The 19879-nt window shown below is 63.7% G+C and carries 14 protein-coding genes, 5 tRNA genes and 1 pseudogene; all 20 read left to right on the plus strand.

Going from position 1 to position 19879, the window contains the following annotated elements; all coding sequences use genetic code 11:
- Positions 1 to 32: 32 nt before the first annotated feature.
- Positions 33 to 920: pseudogene (gene rlmB / locus ACTQWE_RS04565) on the plus strand (23S rRNA (guanosine(2251)-2'-O)-methyltransferase RlmB); the annotation flags it as partial.
- A 1-nt stretch (position 921) separates the two neighbouring features.
- Positions 922 to 1467: an NYN domain-containing protein gene (locus ACTQWE_RS04570; RefSeq protein WP_441856619.1), complete on the plus strand. Its 546-nt coding sequence runs from the start codon at positions 922 to 924 to the stop codon at positions 1465 to 1467.
- A gap of 77 nt (positions 1468 to 1544) precedes the next feature.
- Positions 1545 to 1619: transfer RNA gene (locus tag ACTQWE_RS04575), tRNA-Thr, on the plus strand.
- A 228-nt stretch (positions 1620 to 1847) separates the two neighbouring features.
- Positions 1848 to 1931, plus strand: a tRNA-Tyr gene (locus tag ACTQWE_RS04580).
- Between the two features lie 6 nt (positions 1932 to 1937).
- Positions 1938 to 2013: transfer RNA gene (locus tag ACTQWE_RS04585), tRNA-Thr, on the plus strand.
- A 22-nt stretch (positions 2014 to 2035) separates the two neighbouring features.
- Positions 2036 to 2112, plus strand: a tRNA-Met gene (locus ACTQWE_RS04590).
- 100 nt (positions 2113 to 2212) lie between these two features.
- Entirely contained in the window at positions 2213 to 3418 is a 1206-nt protein-coding gene (gene tuf, locus ACTQWE_RS04595) for an elongation factor Tu (protein WP_090845484.1), read from the plus strand.
- Between the two features lie 209 nt (positions 3419 to 3627).
- The gene (gene rpmG / locus ACTQWE_RS04600; RefSeq protein ID WP_090845486.1) at positions 3628 to 3777 is read left to right on the plus strand and encodes a 50S ribosomal protein L33; all 150 of its coding nucleotides are present in this window, start codon (positions 3628 to 3630) and stop codon (positions 3775 to 3777) included.
- A 14-nt stretch (positions 3778 to 3791) separates the two neighbouring features.
- Positions 3792 to 3867, plus strand: a tRNA-Trp gene (locus ACTQWE_RS04605).
- Positions 3868 to 3930: 63 nt separating this feature from the next.
- Entirely contained in the window at positions 3931 to 4296 is a 366-nt protein-coding gene (gene secE, locus ACTQWE_RS04610) for a preprotein translocase subunit SecE (protein WP_170103913.1), read from the plus strand.
- 3 nt (positions 4297 to 4299) lie between these two features.
- Positions 4300 to 4857: a transcription termination/antitermination protein NusG gene (nusG, locus tag ACTQWE_RS04615; RefSeq protein WP_441856618.1), complete on the plus strand. Its 558-nt coding sequence runs from the start codon at positions 4300 to 4302 to the stop codon at positions 4855 to 4857.
- 86 nt (positions 4858 to 4943) lie between these two features.
- Positions 4944 to 5369, plus strand: a complete 426-nt coding sequence (rplK, locus tag ACTQWE_RS04620; protein WP_090845492.1) for a 50S ribosomal protein L11 — start codon at positions 4944 to 4946, stop codon at positions 5367 to 5369.
- A gap of 104 nt (positions 5370 to 5473) precedes the next feature.
- Positions 5474 to 6181 carry a 50S ribosomal protein L1 gene (gene rplA, locus ACTQWE_RS04625; RefSeq protein ID WP_170103915.1) on the plus strand — a complete coding sequence of 236 codons (708 nt, stop codon included), beginning with the start codon at positions 5474 to 5476 and terminating at the stop codon, positions 6179 to 6181.
- Positions 6182 to 6624: 443 nt separating this feature from the next.
- Positions 6625 to 7140: a 50S ribosomal protein L10 gene (gene rplJ, locus ACTQWE_RS04630; protein WP_170103916.1), complete on the plus strand. Its 516-nt coding sequence runs from the start codon at positions 6625 to 6627 to the stop codon at positions 7138 to 7140.
- A gap of 88 nt (positions 7141 to 7228) precedes the next feature.
- On the plus strand, positions 7229 to 7606 hold the full coding sequence (rplL, locus tag ACTQWE_RS04635) for a 50S ribosomal protein L7/L12 (protein ID WP_090845498.1): 378 nt from the start codon (positions 7229 to 7231) through the stop codon (positions 7604 to 7606).
- 422 nt (positions 7607 to 8028) lie between these two features.
- Complete coding sequence (rpoB, locus tag ACTQWE_RS04640) at positions 8029 to 11541, plus strand: DNA-directed RNA polymerase subunit beta (RefSeq protein ID WP_441856617.1); 3513 nt, start codon at positions 8029 to 8031, stop codon at positions 11539 to 11541.
- A gap of 5 nt (positions 11542 to 11546) precedes the next feature.
- Entirely contained in the window at positions 11547 to 15989 is a 4443-nt protein-coding gene (locus ACTQWE_RS04645; RefSeq protein WP_170103918.1) for a DNA-directed RNA polymerase subunit beta', read from the plus strand.
- 172 nt (positions 15990 to 16161) lie between these two features.
- Positions 16162 to 16698 (plus strand): HdeD family acid-resistance protein, encoded by a 537-nt coding sequence (locus tag ACTQWE_RS04650; RefSeq protein ID WP_441856615.1) that lies wholly within the window; start codon positions 16162 to 16164, stop codon positions 16696 to 16698.
- A 267-nt stretch (positions 16699 to 16965) separates the two neighbouring features.
- Entirely contained in the window at positions 16966 to 18063 is a 1098-nt protein-coding gene (locus tag ACTQWE_RS04655) for a glycerol dehydrogenase (RefSeq protein WP_441856614.1), read from the plus strand.
- Positions 18064 to 18319: 256 nt separating this feature from the next.
- On the plus strand, positions 18320 to 19696 hold the full coding sequence (locus ACTQWE_RS04660; protein WP_441921286.1) for an FAD-dependent oxidoreductase: 1377 nt from the start codon (positions 18320 to 18322) through the stop codon (positions 19694 to 19696).
- Positions 19697 to 19879 lie beyond the last annotated feature (183 nt).

Genomic DNA, 19879 nt, shown 5'->3' on the forward strand with positions numbered 1-19879 from the left:
TCGTCGGCAGCGTCAGATGTGTATAAGAGACAGACCGGGCATCGCGCGGCCAGGGCCAGCGCGGGCCCGCCTCCCGCGACGACGCCCGCAGGGGCGGCCAGCACCGCCAGGGCCAGCGCCCCGCCCAGGGCCAGCGCCCCACGACGGACCTCATCGAGGGTCGCCGCGCGTGCGCGGAGGCCCTGGAGGGCGGACTCCCGCTGAAGCGCGCGCTCGTGGCCATGGGCGGCGAGCAGGACCAGACGCTCGCCGGCCTCGTCCGCAGGCTGGAGGCGGCCGGCGTCCCGGTGGAGCGCGTGCCGAAGGGCCGGCTCGATGCCATCAGCTCGCACGGCGCCCACCAGGGCATCGTGGTGCAGACCCGTCCGTTCGCCTACGCGGAACTCTCGGACGTCATCGCAAACGCGGGCGACGGCCACGCGCTCGTGGTTCTTCTCGACCACGTGACCGACGAGGGCAACTTCGGCGCGATCGTCCGCTCTGCGGAGGTCGTGGGCGCGGCCGGCGTCGTCATCGCGAAGGCGCGCGCGGCCGGCGTGGGCGTTGGCGCGTACAAGACGTCCGCCGGCGCGGTGCTGCACGTGCCCATAGCGCAGGTGCCAAACCTCGCGACCGCGATAGACGAGCTCAAGCGCGCCGGCTTCTGGGTGGCCGGCTCCACGGAGCACGCGACGCAGGACGTGTGGTCCGCGCCGCTCGAGGGAAGGCTGTGCCTGGTCATGGGCTCGGAGGGCTCCGGGATCTCGCAGCTGGTGCGCAAGAAGTGCGACTTCGAGTGCCGCCTGCCGCAGCGGGGCAGGGTGGAGTCGCTCAACGTGGCCCAGGCCGCCACGGTCATGTGCTACGAGTGGCTTCGTCGCGAGAGTGCTGCCGCGGCGGACGCGCCCGCAGGCGCCGCGACGCCGGTGGGGGAGCGCTAGCATGGCGCGGCCCGCGGAGCTTCTGGTGGTGGACGGCTACAACGTCATCCACAAGTCCCAGCGCTACATGTGCCTCGTGGATAAGCCGTCCGGCCGCCTTGGCGATACCGACCCGTTCGACCGCGCGCGCCAGCTGCTCATAGCAGACGTGGCTGCGTACGCGCAGGGCCGCTACGAGGCCGTCGTCGTGTTCGACGCCGCCGGCAACGTCTCGCCCGAGCGCCCGAACCTCACCGTCGCCGGCGTGCGCACGGTCTTCTCGCCCACGGGCGAGGACGCGGACAGCGTCATAGAGCGCCTGGTTACGGAGGCCCGCCACCACGTGCGCGCCGTCACGGTCATCACGTCCGACAACACCATTCGCGCCACGGTGGGCGGCGTGCCCGTCACGCGCGTGTCGAGCGACGTGCTCATCGCGGACGTGGGCGCCATCGTGGAGGACGTGCGCGCGGCGAACGAGGAGCGCAACCACCAGCACCTCACGCTGGAGGACAGGCTCGACCCCAAGACGCGCCAGAAGCTGGATAGGCTGCTCGGCCGCATCTAGGCGCCCGCGCCATCGAGACGCCGCCCTGCCAGCCGCCCTCGACAACGTCCGGCCAAGGCGCTATGATGCTAGGACCCGCTGGCGTAGCTCAATGGTAGAGCCCTGGTTTTGTAAACCAGTTGTTGTAGGTTCGAGCCCTATCGCCAGCTCCAGAAAAATCAGCGCCAAAACCTTTTGCGGGTTTTGGCGCCTTTTTTATCCCAACGCAATGTTTCGAAGAGAAGAACGACATGCCCTACCTGCAATTATGTAGGAAATATGAGGGGGATACGCCCGGTTGGGTGGAATGAGTTGACAAGCTGGTCCGCGGGCCGTAGTATACTTTCCGCTTGCAAGGGAAGTCCTCGCGAACGAACGAGCAAGCAGCTTGAAAACGGAATGGGGATGTGGCACAGCGGCAACTGCGGCGGACTGTAAATCCGCTCCCTCTGGGTTCCTTGGTTCGAGTCCAAGCATCCCCACCATTCCAGGCCCGTGTAGCTCAGTCGGTAGAGCACTTCGTTGGTAACGAAGAGGTCACCGGTTCGAATCCGGTCGCGGGCTCCATGTTTCAAGTGCCACACACCATGCCGGTGTAGCTCAGCTGGTTAGAGCACGCGGCTCATACCCGCGATGTCACTGGTTCGAATCCAGTCACCGGTACCATGGCTTTAATGAGGCGCTTCGGCGCCTCTGAGCATAATTAGGCGTCGTTTTTAGTACCATGGAATAGCCCGCGAAGGTTGTTTCAAAAGGAGGATTGGCAATGGCCAAGGAGAAGTTCGACCGTTCTAAGCCACACGTAAACATCGGTACGATTGGTCACGTCGACCACGGTAAGACCACCCTTACCGCAGCCATCACCAAGGTTCTCTCCGAGACCGAGGGCTGCAAGGCCGACTACACCGCCTTCGAGAACATCGACAAGGCTCCCGAGGAGCGTCAGCGTGGTATTACCATTTCTGTCGCCCACGTCGAGTACGAGACCTGGGAGCGCCACTACGCGCACGTCGACTGCCCGGGCCACGCTGACTACGTCAAGAACATGATCTCCGGCGCTGCTCAGATGGATGGTGCCATCCTCGTCATCGCAGCGACCGACGGCCCCATGGCTCAGACTCGTGAGCACATCCTCCTCGCCCGTCAGGTTGGCGTTAAGTACATCGTCGTCTTCCTGAACAAGTGCGACATGGTCGACGACGAGGAGCTCATCGACCTCGTCGAGATGGAGACCCGCGACCTCCTGTCCGAGTACGGCTTCCCCGGAGACGACATCCCCATCATCCGTGGCTCCGCTCTTGGCGCCCTCAACGGCGAGCAGAAGTGGGTCGACTCCATCGTCGAGCTCATGCACACCGTTGACTCCTACATCCCGACCCCCGCTCGTGACAACGAGAAGCCTTTCCTGATGGCCATCGAGGACGTCATGACCATCTCCGGCCGTGGTACCGTCGTCACCGGCCGTGTCGAGCGTGGTGAGCTCAAGCTCAACGAGCCCGTCGAGATCGTCGGCATCAAGGACACCCAGACCTCCACTGCCACCGGCATCGAGATGTTCCGCAAGACCATGGACTTCTGCGAGGCTGGCGACAACGTCGGCATCCTGCTCCGTGGCATCAAGCGTGAGGACGTTGTCCGTGGCCAGGTTCTCTGCAAGCCCGGCTCCGTTACCCCTCACCACGAGTTCACCGGCGAGATCTACGTCCTCACCAAGGAGGAGGGTGGCCGTCACACCCCGTTCTTCTCCGGCTATCGTCCCCAGTTCTACTTCCGTACCACTGACGTGACTGGCGACATCACTGAGCTCACCGACTCCGATGGCAACAAGGTTGAGATGGCTATGCCTGGCGACCACATCACCATCCACTGCGACCTCATTCACCCGATCGCCATGGAGGAGGGCCTCCGCTTCGCTATCCGCGAGGGTGGCCACACCGTCGGCGACGGCCGTGTCTCCACGATCATTGCGTAGTATCTAGCTACACATAGCTCGTAGTTTTGGCCCGACGCCTCGTTTGGGGCGTCGGGCTGTTTTCTTCTGGCGTATACGCTGATATTTGATGGTTTTGTCGAGTCGACGAATGACAAACCCATCCAGTTGACAGACTGAACCATTGAATGGTAGCGTATACCATCGCCGACGCAGGGGTAGTCCCGTGGCGGTTATCTATAGGAGGATCAATGCGTACACTCGTTACCCTTGCATGCACTGAGTGCAAGCGTCGCAATTACACCACGAAGAAGAACAAGGCAAACACTCCGGATCGCATGGAGTTGAAGAAATATTGCCCGTGGTGCCACAAGCACACCCTTCACAGGGAGACCCGCTAAAATAAGGGTCATACAGGCCAGTAGCTCCAATGGTAGAGCGGCGGTCTCCAAAACCGTTTGTTGTGGGTTCGAGTCCTACCTGGCCTGCCAGATTACACCACCGGCTATCCCTTCTTGGGGTTAGCCGGTTTCTATGAATAGGGGTTTCGTTTCATGGCAAAGAAGGAGCGTCAGAGAAGAAGCGCACGCAAGGCCCGCTCCGCTGAGCGTGCCGCGCTCGAGGCCACCCGCGCCGCTTCCCAGTCCGGTTCGAAGGAACCGGCGAAGAAGGCTGACGCTTCGGTTGCCCAGGCCTCTACGAAGAAGTCCGAGAAGCCGGCGAAGAAGCCGGGTCGCATTCGTGGCTACTTCCGCGACGTGAAGGCAGAGATGCACCGCGTCGTCTGGCCTGACCGTAACGAGCTCAAGAGCTATTCGGTCGCGGTCATCGTCATGCTGGTCGTGTTTGGCGTGTGCGTGTGGCTTGTTGACACCGGATTCGTTGCCGTACTCGTAGGATTCACTGGACTGAGGGGATAGGACATGGCAAAGCGCTGGTATGTGGTCCACACCTACTCGGGCTACGAGAACAAGGTGAAGGGCGAGATCGAGCACCGGGCCGAGATCAACGGCATGCAGGACAAGATCGTCGACATTCAGATTCCGACCGAGGACGTCACCGAGATCAAGGACGGTGGCAAGCGCGAGACCAAGGAAGAGAAGGTCTTCCCGGGCTATGTGCTCGTTCGCATGGAGATGAACGACGACACGTGGACCCTCGTTCGCAACACTGAGGGTGTCACCGGCTTCCTCGGCCTAGACGGTAGCAAGCCCGCTCCGCTTCGTAGGTCTGAGTTCAACAAGATCATGCACCGCGGTGGAGGCAACTCGAACGGCTCCAAGCAGCAGAAGCACGTTACGACCACCACCAACATCGAGCCCGGCATGTCGGTCAAGGTCGTCTCTGGGCCGCTTGCGGACTTCGACGGCCAGGTGTCCGAGGTCAATGCCGAGGCGGGCAAGGTCAAGGTTATGCTCACGATCTTCGGCCGCGTGACGCCCGTCGAACTCACCCTCGACCAGATCACCATCATCGCTTAGCAACCAGTCGGTCCCGGTATCGGTGAGGATGGCTTCTCCGGGGTCGGTTGATATAGGAAACGCAAAACTCTGTGTAGGAGACCACAATGGCCAAGAAGGTTACCCACTTCATCAAGCTCCAGATTCCTGCTGGCGCAGCTAACCCCGCGCCTCCCGTCGGCCCTGCCCTCGGTGCCGCCCAGGTCAACATCATGCAGTTCTGCCAGGCGTTCAATGCGGCGACCTCCGACAAGAAGGGTGACATCATCCCTGTCGAGATCACCGTCTACGAGGACCGCACTTTCGACTTCGTGTGCAAGACCCCTCCCGCGGCCCAGCTGATCAAGAAGGAGCTCGGCCTCAAGAGCGGCTCTGGCGTTCCCCAGCGCGATAAGGTCGGCCAGCTCTCCCAGGAGCAGCTCACCAAGATCGCCGAGATCAAGATGCCGGACCTCAACGCGAACGACATCGAGGCCGCCAAGAAGATCGTCGCGGGCACCGCTCGCTCCATGGGTGTCACGATCGCCGAGTAGAAGGCTCTAAGCGCCCGGCGTCGCCGGGCGTGTCCGATAACGGTGGTGATCCACCAACTACGTGGGAGGGCCACGCCGCCCGCTAACCACACAGGAGGTAAGAAATGGCGAAGCACGGAAAGAACTACACCAACGCCACGGCCAAGTTCGACAAGGCAGAGGTCTACAGCCCGAAGAAGGCCATGGAGCTCGTGAAGGAGCTCTCCACCGCCAAGTTCGACGAGACCGTCGAGGCTTCCATTCGCCTGGGCGTCGACACCCGCAAGGCCGACCAGAACGTCCGTGGCTCCATCTCCCTGCCCAACGGAACCGGCAAGACCGTCCGCGTCGCCGTCTTCGCAGAGGGCGCCAAGGCCGACGAGGCCAAGGCTGCTGGCGCCGACATCGTCGGCTCCGACGACCTCGTTGAGGATGTCCAGAAGGGCAACATCAACTTCGACGCCGTCATCGCGACCCCCAACCTCATGGGCAAGGTCGGCCGTCTCGGCCGCATCCTCGGCCCCCGTGGCCTGATGCCGAACCCCAAGCTCGGCACCGTCACCATGGACGTCGAGAAGATGGTCAAGGAGCTCAAGGCCGGTCGTGTCGAGTACCGCGCCGACCGCTACGGCATCTGCCACGTTCCGATGGGCAAGGTCTCCTTCACCGTCGAGCAGCTGGTCGAGAACTACGCGGCTCTCTACACCGAGATTCTCCGCGTTAAGCCGTCCACGGCTAAGGGCCGTTACGTCAAGTCCGTTTCCTTCTCTTCGACGATGGGCCCTGGCGTCAAGGTCGACTCCGCAGTCACCCGCGACTTCCTCGCCGAGTAGCAAGCTAGTCGCCTAGCGGTCGCTAGACAGAAGCAACGTACGAATGCCGGTTCGGGACTGCCCGGGCCGGCATTCTGCTCTTCTCGCCTACGGTCCTTTCGGCGTACGGGCGCGAAGCTATGGCTGACGGTGGGGGCTGCCGCGATCGAATGTCCATGCGCACACAATGTGAAGACGAGAAGAACGCGTCGCCTTTGCTTGACGTCCGGCATGGATGATGTAAGAATACTCCACGCATGACGTTGGTCATGCAATTTTACATAGCACGTACCGCTGCCAAAGACAGCAGGTGCCCGCAAGGGCTCAAAGGGGTTATCCCGCCAGCCGAGGTGGTCTTGGAATAGCTTCTTAGACCCTGCTTTGGCTGCACCAAGCGGGGTCTTTTTCGTGAAGGCCCGCCGCGTCGGCGGCATGTGCCCGATCGGATCAAGGAGGTGTATTTCATGCCCAACAGCAAGAACGTCGAGATGCTCGCCAAGGTCAAGGAGTCCATTGACAACTCCAAGGGTGTCTTCTTCATTGACTACCGCGGTCTTACCGTCAAGGAGACCCAGGAGCTTCGTCGCAAGCTCACCCAGGCCGGCGCTCACATGAAGGTCTACAAGAACAACATCGTGAAGATCGCTCTTGAGCAGGCCGAGATGCCCGTGGCTGACGTTGCAGGCACCGTCGCCTACGTCTTCTACGAGGACGACCCCGTCGCCGCTGCCAAGGTCATCAAGGAGGAGTCCAACTCCCTCAAGAAGATCGAGTGGCTCGGAGCCATCGCTGACGGCCAGTCCCTCTCTGCGGACGAGGCCAAGGCGTACGCGGAGCTGCCCTCTCGCGAGGAGCTCATGGCCAAGCTGGTTTACGTCATCGCAAGCCCGCTTTCCGGCATCGCTCAGGTTTGCGCTGGTCCCGCCAGGGGTCTTGCGACCGTCCTGGACGCCATCGCAGACCAGAAGAACGCCGCCTAGACAGGCGCTCTTCGAAAGCACCATTGCACGTTGCACTACCAAGAATTCTATGGGCGCAGGAAGCGCCCACTAACAAAGGAGAATTGACATGGCTGTCACCAAGGATGAGATCATCGAGGCCCTCAAGGAGATGCCCGCCCTCGAGCTTTCCGAGCTCGTTCACGAGCTGGAGGACGTCTTCGGCGTCTCCGCTGCCGCTCCTGTCGCCGTCGCTGCCGCCGCTCCCGCGGCCGATGCTGCTCCCGCTGAGGAGAAGACCAACTTCGACGTCGAGCTGACCTCCTTCGGCTCCAACAAGATCGCCGTCATCAAGGTCGTCCGCGCCCTCACCTCCCTTGGCCTGAAGGAGGCCAAGGAGGCCGTCGAGTCCGCTCCTAAGGTCATCCTCGAGGGTGCCAAGAAGGAGGACGCCGAGGACGCCAAGAAGCAGCTCGAGGAGGCCGGCGCTACCGTTACCCTGAAGTAACGAACGCTCCTTCAGCACTTCGCACGTATAGGGTCCGGACCGCAAGGTCCGGGCCCTTTTGCGTAGGACCGCCAATGCGAGAAGGGCTTGCGCAGCGCTCTTCAGACATCGTCTCTCTGGCCGGTCGCGGATTCGGTTGCCTTTCGGTACGAGCGCGCGGCCGGGTCGATGGCGGACGAGAATCTATGGGCACTGGAAGATTTCTGTGCTGAATTTCGTCGTCCCGTCGGTTTGGAATGTAACAGCCCACAATCTGACCACAAATTCGAAATGCGTTTTCGCAGGTAGAAGCCTTGCTTTTCTCCCCTAATAAAAAGGGTCTCGAATGTCAAGACTTTTCATTGACCTGGAATTCCAACTTCGTTAAGTTATTAGATTGCGACAACTGCCGCTTTTTATCTCGTCGAAGGAGGAAGTGCCTGGTGCCTACCGCAAAGTCTTCCCAGCCCGCACAGGAGCAGCGCAAGCGCGTGAGCTTCAGCAAGATCCCTAGTGCGATGGAGTTGCCCAACCTCATTTCCGTACAGAAGGAGTCTTTCAACCGCTTCATGACCGAAGGCCTGGCCGAGTGCTTTGCCGAGTTTTCGCCCATCGAGAACTCCGCGAAGAACATGCAGGTCACCTTTGGTGAACACCAGTTTGGCGATGCGCCCGCGGACATTGCCGAGTGCCGCGCCAAGGACATGTCGTACCAGGCGCCGCTCTTCGTGGACGTGCGCTTTGTGAACACCGACACGGGCGAGATCAAGGAGCAGCTCGTCTTCATGGGCGACTTCCCCCTGATGACCGACCGCGGCACCTTCATCATCAACGGCACCGAGCGCGTCGTCGTCTCGCAGCTGGTCCGTTCGCCTGGCGTGTACTTCTCCGAGGAGCTGGACAACGGCGTGACCGTGCAGCACGTGCAGTTCATTCCTGCGCGTGGCGCATGGCTCGAGTTCGAGGTCGACAAGCACGGCCACCTGGTGGTCTCCATCGACCGCAAGCGTCGCCAGAGCGCGACCCTGCTGCTTCGTGCGCTCGGCATCGCCGAGAGCGACGACGAGATCATGAACCTGCTTGGCGACTCCGACGTGGTTCGTGCGACGCTTGAGCGCGACGTTGCCACGACTCGCGAGGACGCCCTTCTCGAGATCTACCGTCGTCAGCGCCCGGGCGAGCCCCCCACCGTCGACTCCGCGATGAAGCTGCTGGACGGCCTGTACTTCAACCACCAGCGCTACGACCTCGCTCGCGTCGGTCGCTACAAGATCAACAAGAAGCTTGGGCTGGATATCGACGCGCAGGAGAAGATCCTGACGCAGGAGGACATCGTGTGTGCGCTGAGGTACCTGCTCGCGCTGCACGAGGGCGACAACACCAAGAAGTTCGACGACATCGACCACTTTGGCAACCGTCGCGTCCGCACCGTTGGCGAGCTGGTGCAGAACCAGTTCCGCATCGGCATGAGCCGCATGGAGCGCGTCATCCGCGAGCGCATGGCCTCCCAGGACGCCGATGACATCACGCCGCAGTCCCTGATCAACATTCGTCCCATCGTGGCGGCCATCAAGGAGTTCTTCGGCTCTTCTCAGCTGTCCCAGTTCATGGACCAGTCCAACCCGCTTGCCGGCCTGACCCACAAGCGCCGTCTGTCCGCGCTTGGCCCTGGTGGCCTTGCCGGCCACAAGTCTGGCTCCAGCCGCCGTACGAACGTCCCGACTGCGGTCCGCGACGTCCACAACTCCCACTACGCGCGCATGTGCCCGATCGAGACGCCCGAAGGCCCGAACATCGGCCTCATCGGCTCGCTCGCGCTGTATGCGCACGTCAACGAGTATGGCTTCATCGAGGCGCCGTACCGTCGCGTCGTGGACGGCCGCGTCACGGACGACATCGACTGGATGACCGCCGACGAGGAGGAGAACCACGTCATCGCGCCGGCGAACACCCCCGTCGACCCGAGCACCGGCCACTTCGTCGCCGTCGACCCCGAGGGCAAGACCTACAAGCCCGAGACCGTCATCGCGCGTACGCGCAACTTCGACGGCTCGTTCGGCGCTCCCGCGTCCGTGCCCGTCGAGACCGTCGACTACATGGACGTCTCCCCGCGCCAGCTTCTCTCCGTCGCGGCGAACCTCATTCCGTTCCTGGAGCACGACGACGCAAAGCGTACCCTCATGGGCGCTAACATGCAGCGCCAGGCCGTGCCCCTGATCAAGCCGCACGCGCCGTACGTCGGCACCGGCCTCGAGCGCCGCGCCGCGCTCGACTCCGGCGAGCTCATCGTCGCGAAGCATTCCGGCACCGTCGTCGAGGTCGACGCGGCTCACGTGACCGTCGACACCGCGAACGGCCCCGAGCGCTTCGACCTGCCCAAGTACCAGCGCTCGAACCAGAGCACCTGCATCAACCACCGTCCCGTGGTCCACGTGGGCCAGAAGGTCGAGGCCGGCGAGCCCCTGACCGACGGCACGTCCATCGACCACGGCGAGCTTGCGCTTGGCACGAACCTGACCGTGGCGTACATGCCGTGGGAGGGCTACAACTACGAGGACGGCATCGTCGTCTCGGAGCGCGTTGTCCAGGACGACCTGCTCACCTCCATCAACATCTCCCGTCACGAGATCGACGCCCGCGACACGAAGCTCGGTCCCGAGGAGATCACGCGCGAGATCCCGAACCAGAGCGAGGACATGCTCGCGAACCTCGACGACGACGGCATCATCCGCATCGGCGCCGAGGTCGGCCCCGGCGACATCCTCGTCGGCAAGGTGACCCCGAAGGGCGAGCAGGCCCTTACCGCAGAGGAGCGCCTGCTCCGCGCGATCTTCGGTGCCAAGGCGCACGACGTTCGCGACACGTCCCTGAAGATGCCTCACGGCGCCTATGGCCGAGTCGTCGACGTGGTCCGCTTCAGCCGCGAGGCCGGTGACGACCTCCCGCCCGGAGTGAACGACCTTGTCCGCGTCTTCGTCGCGCAGCGCCGCAAGATCCAGCAGGGCGATAAGATTTCCGGCCGTCACGGCAACAAGGGCGTCGTCTGCAACGTACTGCCGGTCGAGGACATGCCCTACATGGCCGACGGCACGCCCGTCGACGTGCTTCTTGACCCGCTGGGCGTCCCCTCCCGTATGAACGTGGGACAGCTCATGGAGTGCCACCTCGGTTGGGCCGCGAGCCACGGCTGGGACGTCGACTCCGCGGACTCCAAGGAGGTCGTGGACGGCCCGATGTACGTCTCGACGCCCGTCCTCGACGGCGCGACCGACGACGAGGTCCAGGAGGCCCTGCGCCGCACGAACATCAACATCATGAACAAGGCCCTGCGCACCTACGGCGAGCACCTCCGCAAGGAGTTCGTGCCCCAGCTGAACGAGATGGGCAAGACCACGCTGTATGACGGCCGCACCGGCGAGCCCTTCGAGAGCCCGATCACCGTCGGCACCTCGTACATCCTGAAGCTCGGCCACATGGTCGACGACAAGATCCACGCCCGTTCGACCGGCCCCTACAGCCTCGTCACGCAGCAGCCCCTGGGCGGCAAGGCCCAGTTCGGCGGCCAGCGCTTCGGCGAGATGGAGGTCTGGGCGCTGTACGCGTACGGCGCGGCCAACGTCCTCCACGAGCTCATGACCGTCAAGTCCGACGACACGAACGGCCGCGTCAAGACGTACGAGGCCATCGTCAAGGGCGAGAACGTCCCCAGGCCCGGCATCCCCGAGTCCTTCAAGGTCCTCGTCAAGGAGATTCGCTCCCTCGCGCTCAACATCGAGCCGATCTCCTACAAGAGGCCCGAGAAGGGCCCCAAGTCGCAGGAGGACGTCCAGGACGAGAACAGCGTGGACGTCTTCGCTGGCGCCGACAGCGCCGACGACCTGATCGGTGGCGTTGCCTCCGATTCCGAGAAGGGCTCCGAGGCCCTGATCGGCGACAATTCCGACGATAAGGAGTAGCGAACGTGGCAGATTTCGATACCACTGATTTCGACGCGATAAAGATCTCGCTCGCCTCCGCAGATGAGATTCGCAGCTGGTCGCACGGCGAGGTCAAGAAGCCCGAGACCATCAACTACCGCACCCTCAAGCCCGAGAAGGACGGCCTGTTCTGCGAGAAGATCTTCGGTCCCGTCAAGGACTGGGAGTGCGCCTGCGGCAAGTACAAGGGCATCCGCTTCAAGGGCATCGTCTGCGAGCGCTGCGGCGTCGAGGTCACGAGCGCCAAGGTGCGCCGCGAGCGCATGGGCCACATCGAGCTGGCCGCGCCCGTCTCGCACATCTGGTACTTCAAGAGCCCCGCGACCTTCCCCCTGGCGCGTCTGCTCGACATGAAGAGCAAGGACCTCGAGAAGGTCCTGTACTTCGCGAGCTACGTCATCACCTCCGTCGACGCCGAGGCCCGCGAGGCCGACGCGGACGACCTGAAGGAGGAGCTGGCCGCAGACCTCGAGGAGCTCGACGCAGAGCGCGACGACGAGATCGAGCGCCTCAAGGCGCAGGGCGACCCCGATGCCGCCGGCGAGTTCGGCGACGACGAGGTCCTTTCGGCCGACGAGGTCCGCATGGGCATCGCCGACCTCGAGGAGGAGTACGCGGAGGAGAAGAAGCTCCGCCAGGACGCCTTCGACAAGTTCATGCAGCTCGAGGAGCGCGAGCTCATCTCCGACGAGTCGCTCTTCACCGAGATGAAGCGCTACTACTCCATCTACTTCAAGGGCGGCATGGGCGCCGAGGCCATCCGCGACCTCCTTCGCGGCATCGACCTGGGCGAGGAGGCCGAGCGCCTTCGTTCCATCGTCGCGTCCGACGATGCCCAGAAGCAGAAGAAGGAGCGCGCGGTCAAGCGCCTCGAGATCGTCGACGCCTTCCTGAAGGGCGGCAACGACCCCGCCAACATGATCCTGGACGTCATTCCGGTCATCCCGCCCGACCTGCGCCCCATGGTGCAGCTCGACGGCGGCCGTTTTGCGGCGTCCGACCTCAACGACCTCTACCGCCGCGTCATCAACCGCAACAACCGCCTCAAGCGCCTGCTTGATCTGGACGCTCCCGCGATCATCGTCAACAACGAGAAGCGCATGCTCCAGGAGTCGGTGGACGCCCTCTTCGACAACGGTCGCCGTGGTCGCCCGGTCACGGGCCGTGGCGGCAGGCCGCTCAAGTCCCTCGCCGAGTCCCTCAAGGGCAAGCAGGGCCGCTTCCGTCAGAACCTGCTGGGCAAGCGCGTCGACTACTCCGGCCGTTCGGTCATCGTCGTCGACCCGCGCCTGCAGCTCCACCAGTGCGGCCTCCCCTCCGCGATGGCGCTCGAGCTCTTCAAGCCGTTCGTCATGCGTCGCCTCGTCGAGCTCGGCAAGGTGGAGAACATCAAGGGTGCCAAGCGCGCCATCGACCGCGGCATGCCCGTGGTCTGGGACGTCCTGGACGAGGTCATCAAGGGCCGCCTGGTCCTGCTCAACCGCGCACCTACGCTGCACCGCCTGTCCATCCAGGCGTTCGAGCCGGTGCTCGTCGAGGGCAAGGCCATCCACCTGCACCCGCTCGTCTGCGCGCCGTTCAACGCAGACTTCGACGGCGACCAGATGTCCGTGCACGTGCCCCTGTCCACGCAGGCCCAGACCGAGGCCCGCGTCCTGATGCTCTCGAGCAACAACCTCCGCTCGCCGGCGTCGGGCAAGGTCCTCACCGTGCCGTCCCAGGACATGGTCTTCGGCGTGTACTTCCTCACCACCGAGAAGAACGACGACCAGCCCTCCATCCACACCTTCGCGAGCTTCGAGGACGCCCTCGCGGCGTTCGACAGCATGGGCGACCTCGACATCCAGGGCAAGATCACCGTCCGCGTCAAGCCGGAGCAGGCCAACGTCGTCGACGGCGACAAGCGCTACTTCCGCATCGTCGACGGCTGGGGCAAGTTCGAGGACCTCGACCTCACGAACGGCTCCGCGCGCTTCGAGACCACCATTGGCCGCGTCATCTTCAACAAGTGCCTGCCTGACGACTATCCGTTCATGAACTACAAGATGGTCAAGGGCGACATCTCCAAGCTCGTCAACGACTGCTGCGACCGCTACAGCACCGCGAAGGTCGAGCCGATCCTGGACGCCATCAAGGCGACCGGCTTCCACTACGCCACCCGCGCCGGCCTGACCATCTCCGTCTGGGACGCAACCATCCCGCAGGACAAGCCGCAGATCCTTGCGGAAGCGCAGGAGCGAGTCGACACCATCAACGAGTACTACGAGGACGGCTTCCTGTCCGAGCAGGAGCGCCACGTCGAGGTCGTCAACGCCTGGACGGAGTGCACCGACAAGCTCTCCGCCGAGATGCTCGCCGGCTTCAACGAGGACAACCCCATCTTCATGATGGCCGACTCCGGCGCCCGTGGCTCCAAGACCCAGCTGCGTCAGGTCGCAGGCATGCGTGGCCTCATGGCAGACATGTCCGGCGACACGATCGACCTCCCCATCAAGTCCAACTTCCGCGAGGGCCTCGAGCCGCTGGAGTACTTCATCTCCACGTACGGCGCCCGCAAGGGCCTCGTCGACACGGCGTCCCACACGTCCGACTCCGGCTACCTCACCCGTCGTCTCGTCGACGTCGCACAGGACGTCATCGTGCGCGAGGAGGACTGCGGAACGGACGAGGCCGTCACGTACGACATCATCAAGCCGGGCGAGACCGACGTCGACCTCGACCTCATCGGCCGCTGCACGCTGCATGACGTCGTGAACCCCACGACGGGCGAGGTCATCATCGCCGCGGGCGACTACGTCGAGTCCAAGGCGCAGCTCCAGCAGATGGTGGAGGCCGGCCTCAAGAAGGTCGAGCTCCGCGCCCTGCTCACCTGCAAGTCCAAGTACGGCGTCTGCCAGCGCTGCTATGGCTGGGACCTCTCTACGCGTCGTCCCGTCAACATCGGCACCTCCGTCGGCGTCATCGCCGCGCAGTCCATCGGCGAGCCGGGCACCCAGCTCACCATGCGTACGATTCACTCCGGCGGCGTCGCGGGCGCCGACGACATCACGCAGGGCCTCCCGACGGTCGCCCGCATGTTCGACGTCGTCGGCAACGTTAACGAGAAGATCCTCGGCCGTGAGGCAGACCTCGCTCCCTACTCCGGCATCCTCTCGATCACGCCCGAGCAGACCGAGTACCTCATCCGCATCCTCGATGCGGACGACCGCTCCAGGATTCTCGTCGAGTGGCGCGTCCCCGCGTCCGTGCGCTTCATGCCGGGCTTTGAGGACGGCGTCGAGGTTCGCGCCGGCGACCAGATCACCCGCGGCTTCGTCAACTTCCGTAAGCTCCGCAGCCTGACGGACATCGAGTCCACCATGCACACCTTCGTGAAGTCGGTCAAGGACGTCTACACGTCCCAGGGCGTCGACCTCAACGACAAGCACATCGAGGTCATCGCCCGACAGATGCTCCGTCGCGTCCAGGTCACCAACCCCGGCGACTCCACGTACCTCCTCGGCCAGTACGTCGACCGCTACGTGTTCGCGGACACCGTCCGCAACATCGCGCTCGCCGGCGGCACCCCGCCCGAGGCAGAGCCCGTCATCCTCGGCACCCTCAAGGTCGCGAGCTCCATCGACTCCTGGCTGTCCTCCGCGTCGTTCATCCGCACGGCTGGCGTCCTCACGGAGTCTGCCATCAAGGGCGAGGTCGACCACCTGCTCGACCTCAAGTCCAACGTCATCGTCGGCAAGAAGATCCCGGCGGGCACCGGTCTTCGCGCATACGACGACGTCAAGCTCACCTACCACGGCAAGCGCATCGACGGACCCACCTCGCCCATGGCGAAGTCGCTTCCCGAGTGGGCTCCCGAGGAGCTCAAGGGCATCGAGGAGCAGCTTCCCAAGCAGCTCGACTGGATCGGCGACGACTACGGCTACGGTGGCGTCTACTCCAAGAACGGCCGCACCCTGTCTTCCGAGGACGCGAAGCTCTACCTCTTCGACGACCTCGGCGTGTCGCAGCGCTGGACCAACAAGTTCAGCGAGGTCGGCATCGAGACCGTGGGCGACCTCATCGGCAAGACCGAGGATGACCTGCTCCGCATCGACGGCATCGGCGCCAAGGCGATCGAGGAGCTCCGCGACGGCCTCGAGGCCCGCAACCTCCTCTACATCCTCGAGCCCGACGAGGACGAGGCGGACAGCGAGGACCTCTCCCAGCTGCTCAACATGGTCTTCTCGCCCGACGCCGACAGCGACATCATGCTCGGCACGGCCGCGCCGTCCAAGCACCAGTCCTTCGACGACGAGCTCATCGGCGGTTCCTCCAAAGACGAGCAGGAGGATAGCTCCGAGTCCCAGGTCATCAACGAGGACCTCGGTTCCCTCCACGACCTGCTTTCCCAGGTCGAGAAGAACGAGTCCTCCGACTCCGAGGAGTAACGCCTAGGCTCGCGCGGCACCCGCCCGCGACATAGTTGCCAGTCAGGCCCCCGGCTCAGCAAAGAGTCGGGGGCCTTTGTCATACCTGCGCGCAATTGGGTATCACTTGCCATAGGCAACGTTCGGCGGCGCGCCCGTGGCGCGCCGCGGGTCGCGAAGGGGTGGTGTCGTTATGGAAGTCAAGTTCACGCGCTCTAAGTGGGGGACCATCCTCTGGGGCGTCGCCAGCGCCGTCCTGGGCATTTTCATGTTCGTCAACCCGGGCGCCACGGCAAAGGGCGTCACGGTCTTCTTCGGCTGGGTGCTCACCGTCGCGGGCGTAATCGCGCTCATCGGGGCGTTCACGCACTGGAGCATCGTCCTCTCCACGTTGGATCTCTATGCCGGAGCCCTTTCGCTCCTGTTCGGCATGCTCATCCTGGCGTGGCCGGAGTTCTTCGTCGCGTTCATCTTCGTGATGCTCGGCCTCTATGTCATCGCGGCCGGCTTCTCGACGCTCGCGGGGTCGAACGCCCTGCGGATACTGGGGGTAAAGGGCTCGGGCGCCGGCATAGCGCTCTCGGTCCTCTCCGTGATCCTTGGCATCCTCGTCATCATGTCGCCGTTCGCCATGGCGAGCTTCGCCATGTCCGTTGGCGGCATCGCGCTCATCTACACGGGCCTGGTGCACATAGCGCAGGGCATCAAGATGCCGGGTAAGGGCAACTAGAGCCGCGCACCGAACGCCTTGGCTCTGAGGCCGCGGCGTCCGCGAGGGTCGCCGCACGGAAGACTCTGCCATGGGGGTACCGGCCGTCGCCGGCACCCCCTTTTTTCAGGACGACCATCATGCGCCGTGGCATCCCACAATTTCGCGAGTGGTTCCCACGCGACGGTCCTTCGTATCGATAATGGGTAAGAAACATAATGTCATAGGTCCACTGAGCTTTATGCGAAGGGCGGACCGCGTATACACACTCTGTCGGAAGGATGAGTCATGGCACGCGTGTTCATCAGTCCCAGCAAGTACGTCCAGGGTCCCGGGGAGTTGTCCAAGCTTGGCAGCTACGTGGCAAGCTACGGCAAGAAGGCCTTGGTCGTCATTTCCGCGGGTGGCATCCGTCGCTCCGGTGACGTGGTGAGTAAGAGCTTTGCCGATGCCAATGTCGCGTTTGACTTCGACGAGTTCAACGGCGAGTGCTCGCAGGACGAGATCGACCGTCTTGTGGGCGACGCGCGCGAGAAGGGCGCGGACGTCGTCGTAGGCATTGGCGGCGGCAAGATCTTCGACACCGCGAAGGCCGTCGCAAACGCCGTGGACGCTCCCGTGATCGTGGTCCCGACGATCGCCGCGACCGATGCGCCGTGCTCCGCGCTCTCCGTCGTCTATACGGATGACGGCCAGTTCAAGGAGTACCAGTTCTTCAAGGCGAACCCGAACCTGGTGCTCATGGACACCGACGTCATCAGCAAGAGCCCCGTGCGTCTGACCGTGAGCGGCATGGGCGACGCGCTGGCAACGTACTTCGAGGCGCGTGCATGCAAGCGCTCCGACGCCACCACCTGCGCCGGCGACAAGGTGACCTCTGCGGCCATGGCCCTCGCGCGCCTGTGCTACGACACGCTGATGTCCGACGGCGTCAAGGCGAAGATCGCGCTGGAGGCCGGCGCGTGCACCGAGTCCGTCGAGAAGATCATCGAGGCCAACACGCTGCTATCCGGCCTTGGCTTCGAGTCGGCCGGCCTTGCTGCGGCGCACGCCATCCACAACGGCCTTACCGCGATGCCCGAGACGCACGCGTTCTACCACGGCGAGAAGGTCGCGTTTGGCACGCTGTCCCAGCTGGTGCTGGAGGATGCCGACGAGCTTCCCGAGGTGCTGGACTTCTGCGTGCAGCTGGGCCTGCCAGTCACGTTTGAGCAGCTCGGCGTTAAGGACGCGAGCTACGACCGCGTGCTTGAGGTGGCGAAGCTCGCGTGTGCGCCGAACGACACCCTGCACAACATGCCGTTCGAGGTGACGCCGGAGAAGGTCGCGAACGCGATGCTCGCGGCCGACGCGCTGGGCAGAAACGAGCTCGAGGCGTACGAGTAGCTTCAGGACCACGGTGGACCGCGGGATGCCACGGACGTGCGGCTGACGCAGGCCCCAGGTCGCCCGCTACAAAAGAACCCTCCCTGCCGTTTTGGCAGGGAGGGTTCTGTCGTACCATCCCAAATTCCTGGCAGGTCGGGAGCGTGGCGGAGTATACTTGTGTAGACATTATGAAATGTGACTAAATTAGTGTCTATACAGATGTTTTGGCATGACCTTGCGCATCGCGCCGGTCCGGGTCGGAAAGGGGAATCCGTTGGACAGGAACAGCAGAATCTGCATCGTTGGTGGAGGCCCCGCCGGGCTCTCGCTTGCCATGTACCTCGAGAAGAACGGGTTTGACGACTACACCATCTTCGAGCGCAGCGGGCGCGTGGGCGGCAAGGCGTTCAGCCCGCTCATGAAGGTGAAGAACCGCAAGGGCCAGTGGGAGGACCGCACCATCGAGATGGGCGCGGTCATGGGCTGCGACACGTACTTCGCCGTGCACGAGTGCGAGGAGTTTGGCCACACGTCCCACGCCGACGGCCCGCAGATGGGCCGTCGCTTCATGAACACTGACGGCACCCCCATCAAGGAGAGCAAGCTCGGGCTGCTCAAGAAGGTCATGAAGATGCGCAAGCTCAACCACCTGCTTGCGACCAAGTACAAGGGCTACGACGTCAACGGACACCGCGGCGTGGCACAGGGCCGCTACGAGGGACCATGTCCTTCTCCCAAGATGAAGCTGGCGCACATCGAGGGCGCGAACCCGAACCTGAAGGACCTGAGCATGCCGTTCAGCGAGTTCCTGAAGCTGAACGACTGCGAGGACGCCGAGCTCGTGTGGAAGGGGCCGTTCACGAGCTTTGGCTACGGCTACTTCGACGAGATTCCCGCCGCGTACGTCCTGAAGTACCTGGACGCATTCACCGTGAAGCAGTTCCTTTCCACCGGCAGGCTCTGGACGTGGAAGAACGGCACCAACTCGATCTGGACCGGCGTCAACAGCGCGCTGCGCCACCCGGCAAACCTCAACAGCGAGGTCACGGCCGTGCGTCGCACGGATGACCATGTGTACGTGCGCGTGAACGGCGGCGCGGAGCAGGAGTTTGACAAGCTGGTCATCTGCACGCCGCTCGAGATGTTCACGGCCTACGGTGACGCGACGGAGCAGGAGCGCGAGCTCTTTGGCAAGATCCAGCACAAGGAGTACTTCACCATGGCCGTGCGCACGGAGGAGGAGAAGAGCCCCGACATCAGCTACTACTACTTTGCCAACATGACGCCCGAGACCCGCGGCCACCTTATGGTGTTCTACCACCGCTGGCCGGACGCGGGCGCGCAGCCGCTGGTGACGTTCACGCTGCGCAACCACGAGGGTGCGGAGGACGTGCCGTTTGAGGAGGCGCGCGACACCACGCTTTCCGACATGGCGAAGTCGGGCCTGCCCGTCATGAAGACGGAGCGCATCGACGATTGGTACTACTTCCCGCATGTGAGCTCGGCGGACTACGCCGACGGCTGGTACGACAAGGTCGAGGCCCTGCAGGGCGAGCGCAACACGTACTTTGCGGGCGAGGTCATGTCGTTTGGCGACATGGAGGAGACTGCGGAGTACTCGCGCGATCTGGTGCGCCGCTTCTTCCACTAGCCTTGCGGCCATCTTGCGAATGGCCGTCGGGTGGCGCGCGAATCTCTGCCTGCGCCTGCGCCTGCACCTGAGCCTGAGCCGCCTGCCGCGTGTGCGGCGGGCGGCTTTTGCGTGGCGCCGCGTGCCGCGAGGGGGCCGCGAGCCTCGCGGGTGCCCGCGCCGCTATACTAGGGTGATGCCCGC

The organism is Parafannyhessea sp. LCP19S3_B1 (assembly GCF_052121955.1).
GTDB lineage: Bacteria > Actinomycetota > Coriobacteriia > Coriobacteriales > Atopobiaceae > Parafannyhessea.

What these genes read in the sequence shown, in the direction of transcription:
- tuf (WP_090845484.1), top strand. Translation starts at nt 2,213, where the DNA reads ATGGCCAAGGAGAAGTTCGACCGTTCTAAGCCACACGTAAACATCGGT.
- rplA (WP_170103915.1), top strand. Translation starts at nt 5,474, where the DNA reads ATGGCGAAGCACGGAAAGAACTACACCAACGCCACGGCCAAGTTCGAC.
- ACTQWE_RS04650 (WP_441856615.1), top strand. Translation starts at nt 16,162, where the DNA reads ATGGAAGTCAAGTTCACGCGCTCTAAGTGGGGGACCATCCTCTGGGGC.
- rpmG (WP_090845486.1), top strand. Translation starts at nt 3,628, where the DNA reads ATGCGTACACTCGTTACCCTTGCATGCACTGAGTGCAAGCGTCGCAAT.
- secE (WP_170103913.1), top strand. Translation starts at nt 3,931, where the DNA reads ATGGCAAAGAAGGAGCGTCAGAGAAGAAGCGCACGCAAGGCCCGCTCC.
- rplJ (WP_170103916.1), top strand. Translation starts at nt 6,625, where the DNA reads ATGCCCAACAGCAAGAACGTCGAGATGCTCGCCAAGGTCAAGGAGTCC.
- nusG (WP_441856618.1), top strand. Translation starts at nt 4,300, where the DNA reads ATGGCAAAGCGCTGGTATGTGGTCCACACCTACTCGGGCTACGAGAAC.
- rplK (WP_090845492.1), top strand. Translation starts at nt 4,944, where the DNA reads ATGGCCAAGAAGGTTACCCACTTCATCAAGCTCCAGATTCCTGCTGGC.
- ACTQWE_RS04655 (WP_441856614.1), top strand. Translation starts at nt 16,966, where the DNA reads ATGGCACGCGTGTTCATCAGTCCCAGCAAGTACGTCCAGGGTCCCGGG.
- ACTQWE_RS04570 (WP_441856619.1), top strand. Translation starts at nt 922, where the DNA reads ATGGCGCGGCCCGCGGAGCTTCTGGTGGTGGACGGCTACAACGTCATC.
- rplL (WP_090845498.1), top strand. Translation starts at nt 7,229, where the DNA reads ATGGCTGTCACCAAGGATGAGATCATCGAGGCCCTCAAGGAGATGCCC.